At 66.9% G+C, this 15,972-nt stretch carries 16 protein-coding genes and 1 pseudogene; 8 read left to right on the forward strand and 9 right to left on the reverse strand.

Translation table 11 applies throughout. The features are described 5' to 3' along the window. The first annotated feature begins 2 nt into the window (after window positions 1-2). Window positions 3-854, forward strand: a complete 852-nt coding sequence (locus AB0I14_RS05685; RefSeq protein ID WP_358017222.1) for an SDR family oxidoreductase — start codon at window positions 3-5, stop codon at window positions 852-854. Between the two features lie 4 nt (window positions 855-858). Here AB0I14_RS05685 and AB0I14_RS05690 read toward each other — a convergent pair whose 3' ends face one another. The 3 genes from AB0I14_RS05690 to mntR all read right to left on the reverse strand — a co-directional run bounded on the left by AB0I14_RS05690 (window position 859) and on the right by mntR (window position 4,059). Further along, window positions 859-2,076: an SfnB family sulfur acquisition oxidoreductase gene (locus AB0I14_RS05690; protein ID WP_358017225.1), complete on the reverse strand. Its 1,218-nt coding sequence runs from the start codon at window positions 2,074-2,076 to the stop codon at window positions 859-861. Beyond that, window positions 2,073-3,242, reverse strand: a complete 1,170-nt coding sequence (locus AB0I14_RS05695) for an LLM class flavin-dependent oxidoreductase (RefSeq protein ID WP_358017228.1) — start codon at window positions 3,240-3,242, stop codon at window positions 2,073-2,075. The genes AB0I14_RS05690 and AB0I14_RS05695 overlap by 4 nt, the downstream gene beginning before the upstream one ends. An 85-nt stretch (window positions 3,243-3,327) precedes the next feature. Then, window positions 3,328-4,059 carry a manganese-binding transcriptional regulator MntR gene (mntR, locus tag AB0I14_RS05700; RefSeq protein WP_358017231.1) on the reverse strand — a complete coding sequence of 244 codons (732 nt, stop codon included), beginning with the start codon at window positions 4,057-4,059 and terminating at the stop codon, window positions 3,328-3,330. 80 nt (window positions 4,060-4,139) lie between these two features. On the opposite strand from mntR, the gene AB0I14_RS05705 reads away from it, so the two are divergent. The 6 genes from AB0I14_RS05705 (at window position 4,140) to bla (ending at window position 10,783) form a co-directional block, all read left to right on the forward strand. After that, window positions 4,140-5,126, forward strand: a complete 987-nt coding sequence (locus AB0I14_RS05705) for a bifunctional riboflavin kinase/FAD synthetase (protein ID WP_358017235.1) — start codon at window positions 4,140-4,142, stop codon at window positions 5,124-5,126. Between the two features lie 96 nt (window positions 5,127-5,222). Further along, window positions 5,223-5,492 carry a 30S ribosomal protein S15 gene (gene rpsO, locus AB0I14_RS05710; RefSeq protein WP_358017238.1) on the forward strand — a complete coding sequence of 90 codons (270 nt, stop codon included), beginning with the start codon at window positions 5,223-5,225 and terminating at the stop codon, window positions 5,490-5,492. A gap of 103 nt (window positions 5,493-5,595) precedes the next feature. Beyond that, window positions 5,596-6,003, forward strand: coding sequence for a hypothetical protein (locus tag AB0I14_RS05715; protein WP_358018966.1), 408 nt, complete (start codon window positions 5,596-5,598; stop codon window positions 6,001-6,003). Window positions 6,004-6,308: 305 nt separating this feature from the next. Then, the gene (locus AB0I14_RS05720; RefSeq protein ID WP_358017241.1) at window positions 6,309-8,561 is read left to right on the forward strand and encodes a polyribonucleotide nucleotidyltransferase; all 2,253 of its coding nucleotides are present in this window, start codon (window positions 6,309-6,311) and stop codon (window positions 8,559-8,561) included. 29 nt (window positions 8,562-8,590) lie between these two features. After that, a complete protein-coding gene (locus AB0I14_RS05725; RefSeq protein WP_358018969.1) occupies window positions 8,591-9,880 on the forward strand; it encodes a pitrilysin family protein in 1,290 nt (429 codons plus the stop codon). An 18-nt stretch (window positions 9,881-9,898) separates the two neighbouring features. After that, on the forward strand, window positions 9,899-10,783 hold the full coding sequence (bla, locus tag AB0I14_RS05730; protein WP_358017244.1) for a class A beta-lactamase: 885 nt from the start codon (window positions 9,899-9,901) through the stop codon (window positions 10,781-10,783). Here the strand turns inward: bla and AB0I14_RS05735 are convergent. The 3 genes from AB0I14_RS05735 to ald form a co-directional block, all read right to left on the reverse strand. After that, window positions 10,775-11,245, reverse strand: a complete 471-nt coding sequence (locus tag AB0I14_RS05735; RefSeq protein WP_358017247.1) for an Hsp20/alpha crystallin family protein — start codon at window positions 11,243-11,245, stop codon at window positions 10,775-10,777. The two genes, bla and AB0I14_RS05735, sit on opposite strands and share 9 nt — an antisense overlap. A gap of 126 nt (window positions 11,246-11,371) precedes the next feature. Beyond that, on the reverse strand, window positions 11,372-11,923 hold the full coding sequence (locus tag AB0I14_RS05740; protein WP_358017250.1) for a DUF4334 domain-containing protein: 552 nt from the start codon (window positions 11,921-11,923) through the stop codon (window positions 11,372-11,374). A gap of 98 nt (window positions 11,924-12,021) precedes the next feature. Continuing rightward, window positions 12,022-13,137 carry an alanine dehydrogenase gene (gene ald, locus AB0I14_RS05745; protein ID WP_358017253.1) on the reverse strand — a complete coding sequence of 372 codons (1,116 nt, stop codon included), beginning with the start codon at window positions 13,135-13,137 and terminating at the stop codon, window positions 12,022-12,024. 94 nt (window positions 13,138-13,231) lie between these two features. Here ald and AB0I14_RS05750 point away from each other — a divergent pair, with 94 nt between their 5' ends. Next, window positions 13,232-13,744 carry an Lrp/AsnC family transcriptional regulator gene (locus AB0I14_RS05750; RefSeq protein ID WP_358017256.1) on the forward strand — a complete coding sequence of 171 codons (513 nt, stop codon included), beginning with the start codon at window positions 13,232-13,234 and terminating at the stop codon, window positions 13,742-13,744. Window positions 13,745-13,770: 26 nt separating this feature from the next. On the opposite strand, the gene AB0I14_RS05755 is transcribed toward AB0I14_RS05750, so the two are convergent. The 3 genes and pseudogenes from AB0I14_RS05755 to AB0I14_RS05765 form a co-directional block, all read right to left on the reverse strand. Then, window positions 13,771-14,535 (reverse strand): META domain-containing protein, encoded by a 765-nt coding sequence (locus AB0I14_RS05755; RefSeq protein ID WP_358017259.1) that lies wholly within the window; start codon window positions 14,533-14,535, stop codon window positions 13,771-13,773. 48 nt (window positions 14,536-14,583) lie between these two features. Beyond that, window positions 14,584-14,904, reverse strand: coding sequence for an HNH endonuclease signature motif containing protein (locus tag AB0I14_RS05760; protein ID WP_358017262.1), 321 nt, complete (start codon window positions 14,902-14,904; stop codon window positions 14,584-14,586). An 88-nt stretch (window positions 14,905-14,992) separates the two neighbouring features. After that, window positions 14,993-15,865, reverse strand: a pseudogene (locus tag AB0I14_RS05765) (DUF222 domain-containing protein); the annotation flags it as partial. Window positions 15,866-15,972: the final 107 nt, after the last annotated feature.

Raw genomic sequence — 15,972 nt, forward strand, 5'->3', positions numbered from 1 at the left:
AAATGACAAAGAGTGACAGCGACATTCGTTGTCGGGTGGTGGCCATCACCGGCGGTGCGCGTGGGATCGGCAGGGCGACCGGGGCGGCATTTCTGCGAGCGGGTGCGCGGGTCGCACTCGGCGACATCGACGCCGCTCTGGTCGAGGAGACGGCGGCCGAACTCGGTGAGGCGACCGGCGGTGTGGTGTGCGGGTTGCCGCTCGACGTCACCGATCGGACGTCATTCGCAGGGTTCCTGGATGCCGCCGAGGAGCGGCTCGGGCGACTGGACGCGCTGGTGAACAACGCCGGCATCATGCCCACCGGCAGCTTCACCGAAGAGACCGATGGCATGACCGATCGCATGGTCGCGATCAACCTGTGCGGTGTCCTCCACGGCTCGAAGCTCGCCGCGAACCGGATGGCCGGACGCGGCGGCCATATCGTCAACGTCGCATCCCTGGCCGGGGTGAGCGCGTTCCCGGGATTGGCCACCTACTGCGCCACCAAGCACGCCGTCGTCGGGTTCTCCGAGACGTTGCACCTCGAGCTCGCTGCGGACGGCATCGGCGTCACCGCAGTGCTGCCGGGAGTGGTGCACACCGAACTCTCTGCCGGACACAGCACTCCGAAATGGGTCCGGCCGATCGCAGAGGTGGAACCCGAGGATGTCGCGGCCGCCATCGTCGCCGCGGTGGGAAGTCACCGGACAACGGTTGCGGTACCGCGGGCCCTTGGCGCGATGATCAAGATCGCCTCCGGCCTACCCGACTGGGTGCGGCACCGGCTCTCCCACGCCGCGCACTTCGACACCGCGTTCACTCACGTCGACCCCGGCGCCCGTGAGGCCTATCACCGGCGCCTCCGGTCTTGAGGTCTCAAAGTTGGCCGTGGCGAGGCGGTTTCGTTCCCGAGAGGGTGTAGTTTCCGATGTGACGGATCTTCCAGCGGGTGGCGTCGTGCAGCGTGTGAGTGCGGGCGTCACGCCAGTACCGCGACAGATTGCCGGACGCCGACGCGCTGCGGGTGCCGCCGAACTCGAACAGGGCGCTGCCCGCCTCCACCGCTGACCGGGCGGCGGCCACCTTGGCGATCGCCACCGCGACGGACGCCGCCGCGGCGCTGTCCTCGGTGAGATCCGCGCGGGCGGCGTCGACCTGCCTGGCAGCCTCGGCGAGCAGTGCCTGAGCACCCCGCACCGTCACGGTCAACTCACCGGCCACCTGTACCAGGGTCGGGTCCTCGACGGCGCTGGACACCGACGCCTCGAAATGCGGCCGGGCGTTGCCGGCCTGACGCACCCCTTCCTCCAGCGCGGCCGTCGCGATACCCACATCGAGGGCCGCATGCAGTAGTTGTGCCCTGGCCCCGTAGACCGCGGGCCGCGTGAAGATCGGACTGAACTCGATGACGTGCGCGGCGGGCACCTCGACGGCATCGAGCGTGACGGTGCCCGAGGCTGTGGTCCGCTGGCCCATGCCGTCCCAGTCGTCGACAACCGCGACCCCGAGAGCATCGCGCGGGACGAACGCGATGGCTTTGGGCGTGGCGGCCGTCGGCACCAGCGCTGAGTCATCGGAGCGCGAGGCCCGCACGATCAGCCAGTCGGCGAACAACGCCCCGGTGGAGTAGTACTTGCGGCCGCGCAGGACGTAGCCGGTGCCCGACGGCGTCAGCGTCGTGGTGTCCACGTCGATGGGATGCGGCCCGCGTTCGGACTGGGCATTGGCGAACAACGCCCCATCCAGAACCAGCCCGTAGAAATACGCCTGCTGCTCCGCGGTGCCCTGCAGGCGCAGGGCCTCCAGGAACGTGAAATGTGAGTGCGGGATCTGGCCGATCGACGGATCGCCGTGGGCCAGCAGCCGGATCACCTCGGCGAGCACGGCGGCGGGCACGTCGAGCCCGCCGTGCTCGGTGGGCACGGTCAGCGCCAGCAGTCCCGATTCCTTGAGCGCCCGCACCTGCGCGTGCGGCAGCGCCCGGTGTGCGTCGCGCCCACCGGCGCCCTCGGCGAACGCGTTCGACAATTCAGTGGCTACGGCCAACGCTGCCTGGGCCGAGGAGATACGAACGGCGCCGGCCAGATCGGTCATCGCGGCGCGCCGACGAACGGTATCGAGGCGGGGGCGCCGGTCTGCTCGCCGCCGCCGAACAGACCGCGTTCGCGCAGGATCGGCACCACGCCCTCGCCGAACCAGAACAGCTCCTCCAGGTGCGGATAGCCCGAGAAGATGAACTCGTCGATACCGATCTCGGCGTATTCGGCGATCCGGTCGGCCACCTCGGTGTGGCTGCCCACCAACGCGGTGCCTGCGCCGCCGCGCACCAATCCGACGCCTGACCACAGATTGGGAGCGATCTCCAAGCTCCGCGCGTCGTTCCAGGTACCGTTCAGACGGTTGGCCTCGTGCAGGGCACGCATGCGTTGCTGGCCCTCGGACTGGCTGCGGGCCAGCCCGGCCTGTGCCGCGGCCACCGTCTCCTCGTCCAGCGCGGCGACCAGGCGGTCAGCCTGCGCCCACGCCTCCTCGGAGGTGTCCCGCGAAATGGTGTGCAGGCGGATGCCGAAGCGCAGCTTGCGTCCCTGCTCCTCGCCGAGCGCGCGGATCCATTCGATCTTCTCGCGCACCGCCGCGGGCGGCTCGCCCCAGGTCAGGTAGACATCGGAGTGCCGTGCCGCCACCGGGCCGGCCGCCTGCGAGCTGCCGCCGAAGTACAGCGGTGGCACCGGTGTCGGGGGCAGGGCCAGGGAGGCCTCTTCGACGTCGAGGTACTCACCCTTGTGGGTCACGGTCTCGCCGGCCCACAGCCGGTGCACCACGTCGAGGAACTCGTCGCAACGCGCATACCGGGCGTCCTTGTCCAGGTGGTCGCCGAAGGCCCGCTGCTCGTGGGCCTCGCCGCCGACGACGACGTTGAGCAGGATCCGTCCGGGTGCGTGCCGGGCGAACGTCGCGGCCATCTGCGCCGACAGCGTCGGGCTCACCAGACCCGGGCGGAACGCCACCAGGAACGCCAGCGAGGTGGTCTCGCGGGCCAGCAGCGCCGCGGTGATGAACGCGTCCTCGCACCAGGCCCCGGTCGGGATGAGCGCACCGGTGAATCCGAACCGCTCGGCCGAGCGGACGATCGACGCCAGGTAGTCGATCGAGGCTTCACGGTCACCACCGGCAGAACCCGCGGGCGTGCCGTGGCCGCCGCCGACGATGAGCCGGCTGTCGCCGTAGGTGGGCAGGAACCAGTGCAGAGAGACAGTCACGAACAGGACATGTTGGTGCCGAATCGGCTATCGCACACGGGTAAAAATCGCGCTGATTGCTCGCGCTGGGTGGTCAGGTGCGCGGTCAGCTCGCGACGACCCAGATCGCCTCGGCCGCCGGATTACCCAGCTCGACCTGGACGCTCGTGTCGTCGCCACCCGCGGGATCGGCGGGGTTTGCGGGATTCGCCGGGTTTTCGATCGCGACCGAGATCACGCCGGCGAAATCGCGCCGCGCCACCACCCGGACCCGGGAATCGAGGCTGATGCCGACGCTGTCGAAGTACCGCAGCATCTCCGGATCGGCGTCGGAGATGCGGGCCACCGTGCCGGCGTCGCCGTCCTGGCATGCCGACAGCTGGCGGGCCGGCGGGGTGGGCACCCGGCCGTCGGCTGCCGGGATCGGATCGCCGTGCGGATCGCGGGTGGGGTGGCCCAGCTTGGCGTCGATGCGGTCCAGCATCCGGTCGGACACTGCGTGTTCGAGGATCTCGGCCTCGTCGTGCACCTCGTCCCAGCTGTAGCCCAGCTCCTGCACCAGGAAGGTTTCCATCAGCCGGTGCCGGCGGACCATCGCCAGCGCCGCGCGCCGGCCCGCATCCGTCAGCGTCACCGCGCCGTATTTCTCGTGGTCGACCAGGCCCTGGTCGGCGAGTTTGCGAATGGATTCCGACGCCGTGGATGCGGACACGCCCATCCGCTCGGCCAGCAGTTTCGTGCTGACCTTTTCGCGAGACCACTCCTGGGCTGTCCAGATGACTTTCAGATAGTCCTGGGCAACCGTGGAGAGGTCTTGATGGTTACCGTCTGGACTCACAGTAGGAAAGTTTAGGCAATCATCACCTGATCGGGGGATCTAGAGCAGACCGCGTCGCGTTCGGGTCGTAGGCTGATCGCGTGCAGCGCTGGCGTGGGCAGGACGAGATCCCCACGGACTGGGGCAGGTGTGTAGTCACCATCGGGGTGTTCGACGGGGTTCACCGTGGACACGCAGAGTTGATCAGCCATGCGGTGAAGTCGGGCCGATCACGCGGAGTACCGGTGGTTCTCATGACCTTCGACCCACATCCGATGGAGGTGGTGTTTCCGGGGAGTCATCCGGCGCAGTTGACGACGCTTACCCGGCGGGCCGAACTGGTCGAGGAACTGGGCATCGACGTCTTTCTGGTCATGCCGTTCACCTCGGACTTCATGAAGCTCACCCCCGAGCGGTACATCCACGAGCTGTTGGTGGAGGACCTGCATGTGGTCGAGGTCGTGGTGGGCGAGAACTTCACCTTCGGCAAGAAGGCGGCAGGCAACGTGGCGATGCTGCGTGCGGCCGGGGAGCGGTTCGGATTTGCGGTCGAGAGCATGTCGCTGGTGACCGAAACGCTCGATGCCGAGCATCGCGACGAGCGGGTCACCTTCTCCTCGACCTACATCCGGTCCTGTGTCGACGCCGGTGACGTGGTGGCCGCCACCGAGGCCTTGGGCCGACCGCACCGCGTCGAGGGCGTGGTGGTGCGCGGTGACGGGCGCGGCCGGGTGCTGGGTTTCCCTACCGCCAACGTGGCGCCCCCGATGTTCTCGGCGATTCCCGCCGACGGCGTGTACGCCGCCTGGTTCACCGTGCTGGGCCACGGCCCGGTGATGGGCACCGTGATTCCCGGCGAGCGATATCAGGCCGCGGTATCGGTGGGCACCAACCCGACCTTCTCCGGGCGCACCCGCACGGTCGAGGCCTTCGTGCTCGACACCAATGCCGACCTGTACGGGCAGCATGTCGCGGTCGATTTCGTCTCCCGGATTCGCGGGCAGGAGAAGTTCGATTCGGTGAAGGATCTGGTGGTGGCCATGGAGGCCGATACCGACCGGGCCCGCGCGATTCTGGCTGCGCACTGATCGCTGCTAGACTTTGCGCCGATCCGGTGCATGCTGCAGTCCGCGGTGGCTGTGCCGAGAATATGTTCGCGGGACTGAAATGATGGAGTTACTTTCGTGGCGCTTACCACCGAGCAGAAAAAAGAAATCCTGACCAGCTACGGTCTGCACGAGACCGACACCGGTTCGCCGGAGGCGCAGGTCGCCCTGCTGACCAAGCGGATCACGGATCTGACCGAGCACCTCAAGCAGCACAAGCATGACCACCACTCGCGGCGCGGTCTGCTGCTGCTCGTCGGCCGTCGTCGCCGGCTGCTGAAGTACGTCGCCCAGGTTGACGTGGCGCGTTACCGCTCGCTGATCGAGCGCCTCGGGCTGCGTCGCTGACGCGGCGTCGATGCCACCACTTTCCGCGGCTGCCCCTCTCGGGGCAGCCGCGATACTTTTCATCGGCGGATTGACCGCATGCTCGTCCGCGGCTGCCGCGGACATGGAGGCAGGGGACTGCCTGAAGATGAGCGGCACGTACGAGCGCCCGGACTCCAGTCGAGCGGAGTGCGGCAGCGACGCGTCGAACTACAAGGTGATCTCCACGGTCACCGACAGCGATCAGTGCCCGGGCGACGTCGACACCTACTACTCGGTGCGCAGCGCATTCAGTGAGGAGACCCAGACGCTCTGTCTGGACATCGACTGGATCACCGGCGGCTGCATGAGCATCGATCCGGCGAACGACAAAGACCCGTATCGGGTGGACTGCGCGGATTCTTCTGCGCCGCACCGGCAACGAGCCACCGAGGTTCTGCGCGGGGTGTCGAACGTCGATCAGTGCGCCAGCGGAGTGGGCTACGCCTACCCGGAACGCCAGTTCACCGTATGTGTGGAGGACGTGTCCTAGCTGGCACGGATGGCTGTTGGGCCGTTGCTGCCGTGTAACATGAGGGCGTTCAGTGGCTGAAATCTGCGCTGAACACAGGTGCGGCACCCGCGATCCGCGGGCGTTGTTCCTGCGAGTCATATCGGGCCCGCCTGGACGGGCGGTCTTCGGTAGTGGCTGCCGGAACCCCGACACAGGGACTATCTCTGAGGGGTCATCCGGCCGCTTCGATCGACGGCCGTAGCCGTATCCAGGGTCCCGTGGCGTATCGCCACCGTGACGCCGCAAAAACAGTTGAATGAATTCGAAAGAGGCCAACGGACTCTATGTCTGTAGTTGAACTTGAAGACGGTGTGTTCGAATCCACCGCAATCCTCGACAACGGGAGCTTCGGCACCCGCACCATTCGTTTCGAGGCCGGCCGGCTGGCCCAGCAGGCCGCCGGCTCCGTCGTCGCCTACCTCGACGATGAGACCATGCTGCTGAGCGCCACCACCGCCAGCAAGACGCCGAAGGACCACTTCGACTTCTTCCCGCTGACCATCGACGTCGAGGAGCGGATGTACGCCGCGGGCCGTATCCCCGGCTCGTTCTTCCGGCGTGAGGGCCGTCCGTCGACCGATGCGATCCTGACCTGTCGCCTGATCGACCGGCCGCTGCGCCCGTCATTCGTCAGCGGTCTGCGTAACGAGATCCAGGTCGTGGTGACCGTGCTGAGCCTGGATCCGAAGGATCTGTACGACGTGCTGGCCATCAATGCCGCCTCGGCGTCGACGCAGATTTCCGGTCTGCCGTTCTCCGGCCCGGTCGGCGGCGTGCGCGTCGCGCTGATCGATGGCCAGTGGGTCGCGTTCCCGACCGTCGAGCAGCTGGAGAAGGCTGTCTTCGACATGGTCGTCGCGGGCCGCAAGGTGGGCGACGATGTCGCGATCATGATGGTCGAGGCCGAAGCCACCGAGAACGTCATCGAGCTGATCGCCGGCGGCGCCGGTGCGCCGACCGAGGCTGTTGTGGCCGAGGGCCTTGAGGCGGCCAAGCCGTTCATCTCGGTGCTGTGCGACGCCCAGGCCGAGCTGGCCGAGAAGGCTGCCAAGGAGATCGCCGAGTACCCGTTGTTCCCCGACTACGCCGCGGACGTCTACGACGCCGTGGCCGCGGTGGCCACTGAGGCGCTGTCCGAGGCGCTGACCATCGCCGGTAAGCACGAGCGCGACGACCGCACCAACGAGATCAAGGTCGAGGTGCTCGAGCGGCTGGGCGACACCTTCGCCGGGCGCGAGAAGGAGATCGGCGCGGCCTACCGCTCGCTGACCAAAAAGCTTGTGCGCCAGCGCATCCTGACCGACCACTTCCGCATCGACGGCCGTGGTGTGACCGACATCCGTGCACTCTCGGCCGAGGTGGCCATCATCCCGCGGGCGCACGGCAGCGCGCTGTTCGAGCGCGGCGAGACGCAGATCATGGGTGTCACCACGCTGGACATGGTCAAGATGGCCCAGCAGATCGACTCGCTGGGACCCGAGACCAGCAAGCGCTACATGCATCACTACAACTTCCCGCCGTTCTCCACCGGTGAGACCGGCCGCGTGGGTTCGCCCAAGCGCCGCGAGATCGGCCACGGCGCGCTGGCCGAGCGGGCACTGGTTCCCGTGCTGCCCAGCGTGGAGGAGTTCCCGTACGCGATCCGTCAGGTGTCCGAGGCCCTGAGCTCGAACGGCTCGACCTCGATGGGCTCTGTGTGTGCCTCGACGCTGTCGCTGCTGAACGCCGGTGTGCCGCTCAAGGCGCCGGTGGCCGGCATCGCCATGGGGCTGGTCTCCGACGAGGTCGACGGTGAGACCCGCTACGTGACGCTGACCGACATCCTCGGCGCCGAGGATGCCTTCGGCGACATGGACTTCAAGTGCGCAGGCACGAAGGACTTCGTCACCGCGCTTCAGCTCGACACCAAGCTGGACGGCATCCCGTCCAAGGTGCTGGCCGGCGCGCTGAGCCAGGCCAAGGACGCGCGGCTGACGATCCTGGACGTGATGGCCGAGGCCATCGACGCGCCGGACGAGATGAGCCCGTACGCACCGCGGATCACCACGATCAAGGTTCCGGTCGACAAGATCGGTGAGGTCATCGGGCCCAAGGGCAAGATGATCAACTCGATCACCGAGGAGACCGGTGCCTCGATCTCGATCGAGGATGACGGCACGGTGTTCGTCGGCGCCTCCAACGGCGAAGCGGCGCAGGCTGCGATCGACAAGATCAACGCCATCGCCAACCCGCAGTTGCCCAAGATCGGTGAGCGGTTCCTCGGAACCGTGGTCAAGACCACCGATTTCGGTGCGTTCGTGTCGCTGCTGCCGGGTCGTGACGGCCTGGTCCACATCTCGAAGCTGGGCCGCGGCAAGCGGATCAACAAGGTCGAGGACGTGGTGAAGGTCGGCGACAAGCTGCGCGTCGAGATCGCCGATATCGACAACCGCGGCAAGATCTCGCTGGTGCTCGTGGACGAAGAGCAGGGTGACGGCGGCGACAAGGCTGCCGACGGTGCCCCGGCTACAGCCGACGCCGCTGCTGTCGAGTCCTGATCACCTCAGCTCGGCACAAGGCGTTTGCACTGAATACCACTGATGTCCGCCGGACAGATCTGCCCGGCGGACTCCGGGTGGTCACTGAGTACATCCCGTCGGTGCGTTCGGCATCCGTCGGGGTCTGGGTAGGTGTCGGTTCCCGCGACGAAGGACGAAGCGTCGCGGGTGCCGCCCACTTCCTGGAACACCTGCTGTTCAAGGCCACCCCGACGCGCAGCGCAGTCGAGATAGCGCAGGCTGTCGATGCCGTCGGCGGTGAGCTGAACGCGTTCACCACGCGCGAGCACACCTGCTATTACGCGCATGTGCTCGACTCCGATCTGGAGCTCGCGGTCGACCTCGTAGCCGACGTCGTGCTGCGGGGCCGTTGCGCCACCGAGGATGTCGAGGTGGAACGCGACGTCGTCCTCGAAGAGATCGCCATGCGCGACGACGATCCCGAGGACAGCCTCGGCGACGTCTTCCTCTCGGCGATGTTCGGCGATCACCCGGTGGGACGCCCGGTGATCGGCAGCGTCGAGTCGATCGAGACGATGACGCGGGCGCAACTGCATTCGTTCCACGTCCGTCGTTACACGCCCGAACGGATGATCGTGGCGGTGGCGGGCAACATCGACCACGACGTGGTTGTGTCGTTGGTACGGGAGCATTTCGGTCCGCGGCTGGAAGCCGGGCGGGCCGCGGTGGCTCCGCGTAAGGGTGCAGGCCGAGTCGGCGGCAAGCCGTCGTTGCTCGTGGTCGACCGCGACGGGGAACAGAGCCACGTGTCACTCGGCGTTCGCACGCCCGGCCGGCACTGGGAACACCGATGGGCCCTGTCGGTGCTCAACACCGCACTCGGCGGCGGCCTGAGTTCCCGCCTGTTCCAACAGATTCGGGAATCCCGCGGTCTGGCCTACTCGGTGTACTCGACGGTGGACACCTTCGCCGACAGCGGCGCGCTCTCGGTGTACGCAGGATGTCAGCCGGAACGATTCGACGAAGTGATCCGGGTGACCACCGACGTTCTGGAAGGCGTTGCCAGAGACGGGATCACCGCCGACGAGTGCCGGATCGCCAAGGGCTCTTTGCGTGGTGGGCTGGTACTCGGGCTGGAGGATTCCGGATCCCGGATGCACCGGATCGGGCGTAGCGAGCTCAATTACGGTGAACACCGGACCATCGATCACACGCTGGCCCAGATCGAGGCGGTCACGCTCGAAGAAGTCAACGCGGTGGCGCATCAATTGCTGTCCCGCGACTACGGCGCTGCAGTGCTCGGCCCGTATCGTTCGAAAAAGACTCTGCCGCAACAGCTTCGAACCATCGCGGGCTGACCCGCTAGGCTGGGTCCGATGACGGGACTCTCGCGACGCAATGTTCTGATCGGTTCGCTCGTGGCGGCGGCTGCCGTCGGTGCCGGTGTGGGTAATGCCGCACCGGCTTTGGCGGGCCCGGTTGATGACCAGATCGCAGAACTGGAACGTCGGGACAACGCCCTGATCGGCTTGTATGCGGCCAATCTGGACTCGGGAAAGACCCTCGCCCATCGGCCCGACGAGATGTTCTCGATGTGCTCGACATTCAAGGGCTATGCCGCTGCGCGTGTGCTGCAGCAGGTCGGGCGCGGGCAGTTGTCGCTGGACAACCGGGTGTTCGTCGATCCGGAGGCGATCGTGCCGAACTCGCCTGTCACCGAGACCCATGCCGGTGCCGAGATGACGTTGGCGCAGTTGTGTCAGGCCGCGCTGCAGCGCAGTGACAACACGGCGGGCAACCTGCTGCTGAAGACCATTGACGGGCCGGCGGGTATCACAGCGTTCGCCCGCAGTATCGGAGATGAGCGCACCCGGCTGGACCGCTGGGAGGTCGAATTGAATACGGCGATACCGGGTGATCCGCGGGATACCAGCACGCCTGCGGCATTGGCGGGTGGATACCGCGAGATCCTCGTCGGTGACGCATTGAGCCCGCCGCAGCGCCGCCAGTTGGAGGACTGGATGCGGGCCAATCAGACCTCGAGCATGCGTGCCGGACTTCCGGAGGGCTGGACCACGGCTGACAAGACCGGTAGCGGGGACTACGGCAGCACCAATGACGTCGGGATCGCCTTTGGGCCCGACGGGCAACGGCTGCTGTTGGCGATGATGACGCGGTCGCAGGCCGACGACCCGAAGGCCGACAACCTGCGCCCGCTCATCGGTGAGCTGACGGCGCTGGTACTGCCGTCGTTACTCTGAGTGCTCGGCGGATTCGATTGCGGTCGATCCGTTCTCGGTGCCTTCGATCGCGATCTGTCGTGCGCCGGCGGGGTTCTGCGACAGCGGCACGCGCACGGTCAGGATGCCGCGCTCGTAGCCGGCGGTGATGTTGTCCTCGTCGGCCTCCGCGGGCAGCGTCACGGTGCGCAGGAAGGAACCGTACGAGAACTCCGACCGCGCGGTGGCGTCGGCGCGTTCGGAACGCTCGGCCTTCACCGTCAGCTGGCCGTCGGCCACGGTGATCTGGACGTCGTTGGCCGGATCGATGCCGGGGATCTCGGCGCGCAGTTCGTAATGGTCCTCGGTGACCTCGTCCTCGATGCGCATCAGGTTGCGCTCGAAGATCGGCCGCAGGCTGGCGAACGGCGTGATTCCGGCGAAGAACTCCGAAAGCTCGGGCAGCAGCGGACGGGGCTGGTGCGCGACGGGCAGGTTAACCATGGGTGACTCCTAAGTCCTGGAATGTAGATCCTGGAAAAGTCCTTGTGACGCTTGCCCTTTCGATCCAAGCATCGCCTCGGAGCCACCGGTCGAATGTGCGGTGAACAGCTCGCGTACGGGCGGCTGCTAGGTCACCCGCAGCGAGTCGTCGCGCTTCAGAACGAAGAAATAGGGCTTGCCGGAGTTCCGCAGGTCCATCGCCCCGATCACGGCGTCGTCGGCCAGTCGCCGGAACACGTCGTTGATGGGCAGCTGGTCGTAGATCATGGTCGCGGTGTCGACGCCGCGGTAGCGGGTGGTGCGCAACCTGGCTTTGGGTGCGCGGGTTCGGAGTACCGGTCGCAATGCTGCGATCGGCGCCACCATCGACCGATTCCGAAGCAGCGGGATCTTGGTCGACACCGCAAGGCCGCCGAAGGCCAGCGCCGGATTGAGGGCCCACAGCGATGCGCCGTCACCGGCGGGGAACAGCAGCGGGTGAACGGTCTCGCCGTCGATGAACTGCTTGCCCCACCAGCCACTGGCCGCCAGCAGGCCATCCATCGGATGTCCGGTCGGCAACTCGGCACCGTGCCAGGTGCCGAGCATGAACTCCGGCTCGACGGCCTCGGCCGCGTCGAAGACGTCGAGCGCCTCAGTCGTGGTCGTCGGAACGGTGGGGAACAACTGTCGCAACATGGGCACCACGATACTTGACACGTGTCAAGAATCGCTACGGGCCGGAATGCACGTCGCCCGGCCGGAGCGAACTCCAGCCGGGCGACGGTCGGGTGGGATCAGGCCAGGACGGTGGCCGGATCGGTGAACGGCATGTCGAGGTCTGAGGCGACCTGCTCCGACAGCAGCGCACCCTCGTGCGTCGAGAGACCCTTGGCCAGCGCCTGATCCGCGCCGCAGGCTGCTTTCCAGCCCTTGTCGGCCAACTTGAGCACGTACGGCATGGTGGCGTTGGTCAGCGCGAACGTCGACGTGCGCGGCACGGAGCCGGGCATGTTGGCCACGCAATAGAAGACGGTGTCGTGCACGGCGAACGTCGGGTCGTCGTGGGTGGTGGGCCGCGAATCCTCGAAGCAGCCACCCTGGTCGATGGCGATGTCCACCAGCACCGCGCCGGGCTTCATGTGGGACACCGTGGAATTGGTGACCAACTTGGGGGCCTTGGCGCCCGGGATCAGCACTGCGCCGATCACCAGGTCGGCCGTCTTGACCGCCTCTTCCAGCTCCAGCGACGACGAGTAACGGGTCTCGATGCCGCCGTTGGTCTCGTTGTCGATCTTGCGCAATGTGTTGATGTTCAGGTCGAACACCGTGACGTGCGCGCCCATGCCCTTGGCGATGCGGGCCGCGTTGTAGCCGGCCACGCCACCGCCGATGACGACGACCTCGGCCGGTGCGACGCCGGGGACGCCGCCCATCAGCACGCCGCGGCCGCCCTGGGTGCGCATCAGGTGGTAGGAGCCGACCTGTGCGGACAGCCGGCCGGCCACCTCGCTCATCGGGGCCAGGAGAGGCAGTGCACCGTCAGCGGTCTGCACGGTTTCGTAGGCGATCGAGGTGGTGCCCGACGCCAGCAGCGCATCGGTGCACTCCTTGGACGCCGCGAGGTGCAGGTAAGTGAACAGCGTCTGGCCCTCACGCATGCGCGAGTACTCGGCCGCGATCGGCTCTTTGACCTTGAGGAGCAACTCGGCTTCGGCCCACACCTGGTCGGCCGTGGTGACGATCTGGGCGCCGGCGGCCTTGAAGTCGTTGTCGGTGATGGCCGAGCCCTCGCCCGCGCCGGCCTGGATGATCACGTCGTGGCCGCGTCTGGTCAGTTCCGCCACGCCCGCCGGGGTGATCGCCACGCGGAACTCGTTGTTCTTGATCTCGGTCGGGATACCGACGAGCATGATCGCTCCTTCGAAGTAGGGGTTCTGAAAACAATTGTGAAGAAACTTCGATAAGTGAGCAATATCTCCGATGAAGATTCGTTAGAGTCGTCGAATGGTGGAAGAATCGTCAAACTTGCCGTTTCGTGCGCCCCGTTCGCCGAAGGATGTTCGGCCGGATCTCGACGAGGTGGACCGCCGCATCCTGCTGGCGTTGCATGCCGATGCCCGCATGTCCAACAGCGCGCTGGCCGACGCGGTGGGTATCGCAGCGTCAACGTGCCACGGTCGGGTGCGCAGGCTCCAGGAAATCGGGGTGATCCGGGGCTTCTATACCGACATCGATCCGGCGGCCGTGGGGCTCAGTCTGCAGGCGATGATCTCGGTGAGTCTGCAATCGAACGCGCGGGGCAAGATCCGCAACTTCATCGCCCATATCCGCACCCGGCCACAGGTGATGGACGTCTACTTCCTCGCCGGGGGAGACGACTTCATCCTGCATGTGGCTGCGCGGGACACCGATGACCTTCGGGCCTTCGTGGTGGAGAACCTCAACGCCGACGCCGATGTCGCCGGGACGCAGACCTCGCTGATCTTCGAGCACCTGCGTGGGGCGTCACCGCTCTGAGCTCACCGCCCGGCTTACGGCGCGGCTCACTGGGCGCGCAATACCAGCCCGTTGCCGTCCGCGCCCGAGAGCTTCAGTCGATCCGCGTCGATGGTGGTCTGCACCGTGCCCTTGAGGACCCGCAACACCGCCTGCTCGATCTCATTGACCTCCGGCGGGCACGCCATCCTGGTGGTGGCCAGCGGACCGAACTCGACGCTGGACCCGGAAACGGTTGCGTGGCCGGTGATTCGATTGCAGCCCGTCGAACCGCTGACAGCGCCGTCGTCGGCGATGGTCAAGGTGGGCTTGGACTGCTCGAGCGCGACGGAGGTGCTGACCGCCTGCGCGGATACCAGGCTGGTGACCTGCCAGGTGGTGCCGGTGAGCGGCCGATCGGGGTCGGCCACCTTCTTGTCTCGCAGGGTGACGGTAGCGGCGTCGGTGCGCAACGTGAGATCGTCGCCCGACAGCGACCAGGTTGGCTTGGCCTCGAAGAACTTCGATACCCAGGCATCCGCATCGCCCACCGGTGGCGGGCAGGCCATCATGGTCATGGCCAACTGGGTGGTGATCCGGCCTTCGGAGAGGTTGGCGGTCCCGGAACCGTGGTTGCAGCCGGCGAAGGTGCTGATCCGACTCCCGTCGAAACCGACCGTCAGCGGTCCGCCGCCCGGGATCTGATCGCCCTCGACCTGCACCGACACGAAGGTGCGGCCGTTGAGGTCGGCATCGTCGGCAGCGGCGTTGTCGGAGCACCCCACGAACGCGAGAACAGCGATGGCGAATGGTGTCAGCGAGATCAGGCGCATGGTTCCACCCTAGAGACCGGTTGTCGGTGTGACCTCTACTGTGGGCAATCAGGTTGGGTGACAGTCGGTTTCGTCGTTGCCACCCTCGGTGAGGTAGAGCTGGGGGTGGTGATGGGTGTTGATGCGGGCTTGGCCGGTGTCCAGCAGTGGGGGCGGGATCCATTCGCATTGGCCGCGCTGGTTGATGCGGGTGGTCCATTTGCCGGGACCGACGAGGCGTTGATCGGGCCCGCAGCCGAGGGTGAGTTCGTCGATGTTGGTGCACCCGCCTTTGGCCCAGTCTTGTTGGGCGTGGTGGACCTGGGACCGATTCGCGGGGGCGGTGCAGCCTGGGCGGGTGCAGCCGCGTTCGCGGCCGAACAGAATCAACCGTTGTGCGGGGGTGGCGATGCGGCGGGGTTCGGCCGAGGTAGAGCGGCAAGTTGGTGTGCTTGTCGTAGACGGCCAGGTAGTGCCAGGCGCGGGTGGCCAACCGGATCACGTTGGGGATGGAGAGTTTGGTGCCGCCGGTGGTGATGGCGACCCCGGCCCCGGCGTGCAGTTCTTGCAGGGTGGTGGTGACCACGATCGACACCGGCAGCCCGTTGTGTTGGCCCAGTTCCCCGGACATCAGGGCGTTGCGGGTAAGAGCGAGCAGGGCGTCGTGGGTGCGTTGGGCCGGGGTGCGGGTGTCGGCGTCGACCTGTTCTTGGGTGGGAGTGCCGGTGGTGCAGGGGTTCTCGTCGGCGGGGTTACACATGCCCGGAGCTGCCGTTTTGGCGTTGACCGCCTCCAGGCCGGCGCGCAGTTCAGGGTTGATCCGGCCTGAGATCCGCGACGATCCGTCGGGTTGTTGGGGTCCGATCACGATCCCGCGGCGCCGGGCGCATTGTTCGTCATCGGGTTCGGGGCCGTCCTGGTTCAGCAGATACAGCGCTTCGTTGACCGTTTGTTGCAGGGTTTCGGGGGCGTTGGTGGCGGCGACGGCGACCAGTTTCTCCTCGAACCGGGCCCGGCCGGTCGCATCGACCCAGGGCGGGCATTTGCGGAAGAACGATTCCAGGATTTCGATGTGGTCGGCGCTGATCCAGCCGCCGGCCTGGGCGGATGCGGTCGCTGCCCGCGGCGGCGGCAGCGTCTGCCCCGATACCGCTGTGCGGGGTGCGAAGTTCAGTGCGTCGCGATAACGGCGCCGGGTCTCGGTCTCCGATACCCGCAGCCGGATGCGCAGGGCTTCGGGCCAGGATTTCGCCCCGACGGCGGCCGGGGTGGTCTGGTCGGCCAATGCGGCAATCGTCCGGTGTTCGACGGTGGGGATCAGATTGCGGGCCTGCTGCACTCCCGAGCACACGTCCAGCAACTGCGCGGTGGAAAGGGCGGTGAACGGCAGCGATTGCAGGTCGGCGACCGCGGCCGCCAACGCGGCAAGCTTGGAGCCACCCCATCGCTCATGATTCG

Source organism: Mycobacterium sp. NPDC050441 (assembly GCF_040655355.1).
Classification (GTDB): domain Bacteria; phylum Actinomycetota; class Actinomycetes; order Mycobacteriales; family Mycobacteriaceae; genus Mycobacterium.

What these genes read in the sequence shown, in the direction of transcription:
- ald (WP_358017253.1), bottom strand. Translation starts at nt 13,137, where the DNA reads ATGCTCGTCGGTATCCCGACCGAGATCAAGAACAACGAGTTCCGCGTG.
- AB0I14_RS05750 (WP_358017256.1), top strand. Translation starts at nt 13,232, where the DNA reads ATGGTGGAAGAATCGTCAAACTTGCCGTTTCGTGCGCCCCGTTCGCCG.
- AB0I14_RS05755 (WP_358017259.1), bottom strand. Translation starts at nt 14,535, where the DNA reads ATGCGCCTGATCTCGCTGACACCATTCGCCATCGCTGTTCTCGCGTTC.
- AB0I14_RS05715 (WP_358018966.1), top strand. Translation starts at nt 5,596, where the DNA reads ATGGAGGCAGGGGACTGCCTGAAGATGAGCGGCACGTACGAGCGCCCG.
- bla (WP_358017244.1), top strand. Translation starts at nt 9,899, where the DNA reads ATGACGGGACTCTCGCGACGCAATGTTCTGATCGGTTCGCTCGTGGCG.
- AB0I14_RS05735 (WP_358017247.1), bottom strand. Translation starts at nt 11,245, where the DNA reads ATGGTTAACCTGCCCGTCGCGCACCAGCCCCGTCCGCTGCTGCCCGAG.
- AB0I14_RS05740 (WP_358017250.1), bottom strand. Translation starts at nt 11,923, where the DNA reads ATGTTGCGACAGTTGTTCCCCACCGTTCCGACGACCACGACTGAGGCG.
- AB0I14_RS05720 (WP_358017241.1), top strand. Translation starts at nt 6,309, where the DNA reads ATGTCTGTAGTTGAACTTGAAGACGGTGTGTTCGAATCCACCGCAATC.
- AB0I14_RS05690 (WP_358017225.1), bottom strand. Translation starts at nt 2,076, where the DNA reads ATGACCGATCTGGCCGGCGCCGTTCGTATCTCCTCGGCCCAGGCAGCG.
- AB0I14_RS05685 (WP_358017222.1), top strand. Translation starts at nt 3, where the DNA reads ATGACAAAGAGTGACAGCGACATTCGTTGTCGGGTGGTGGCCATCACC.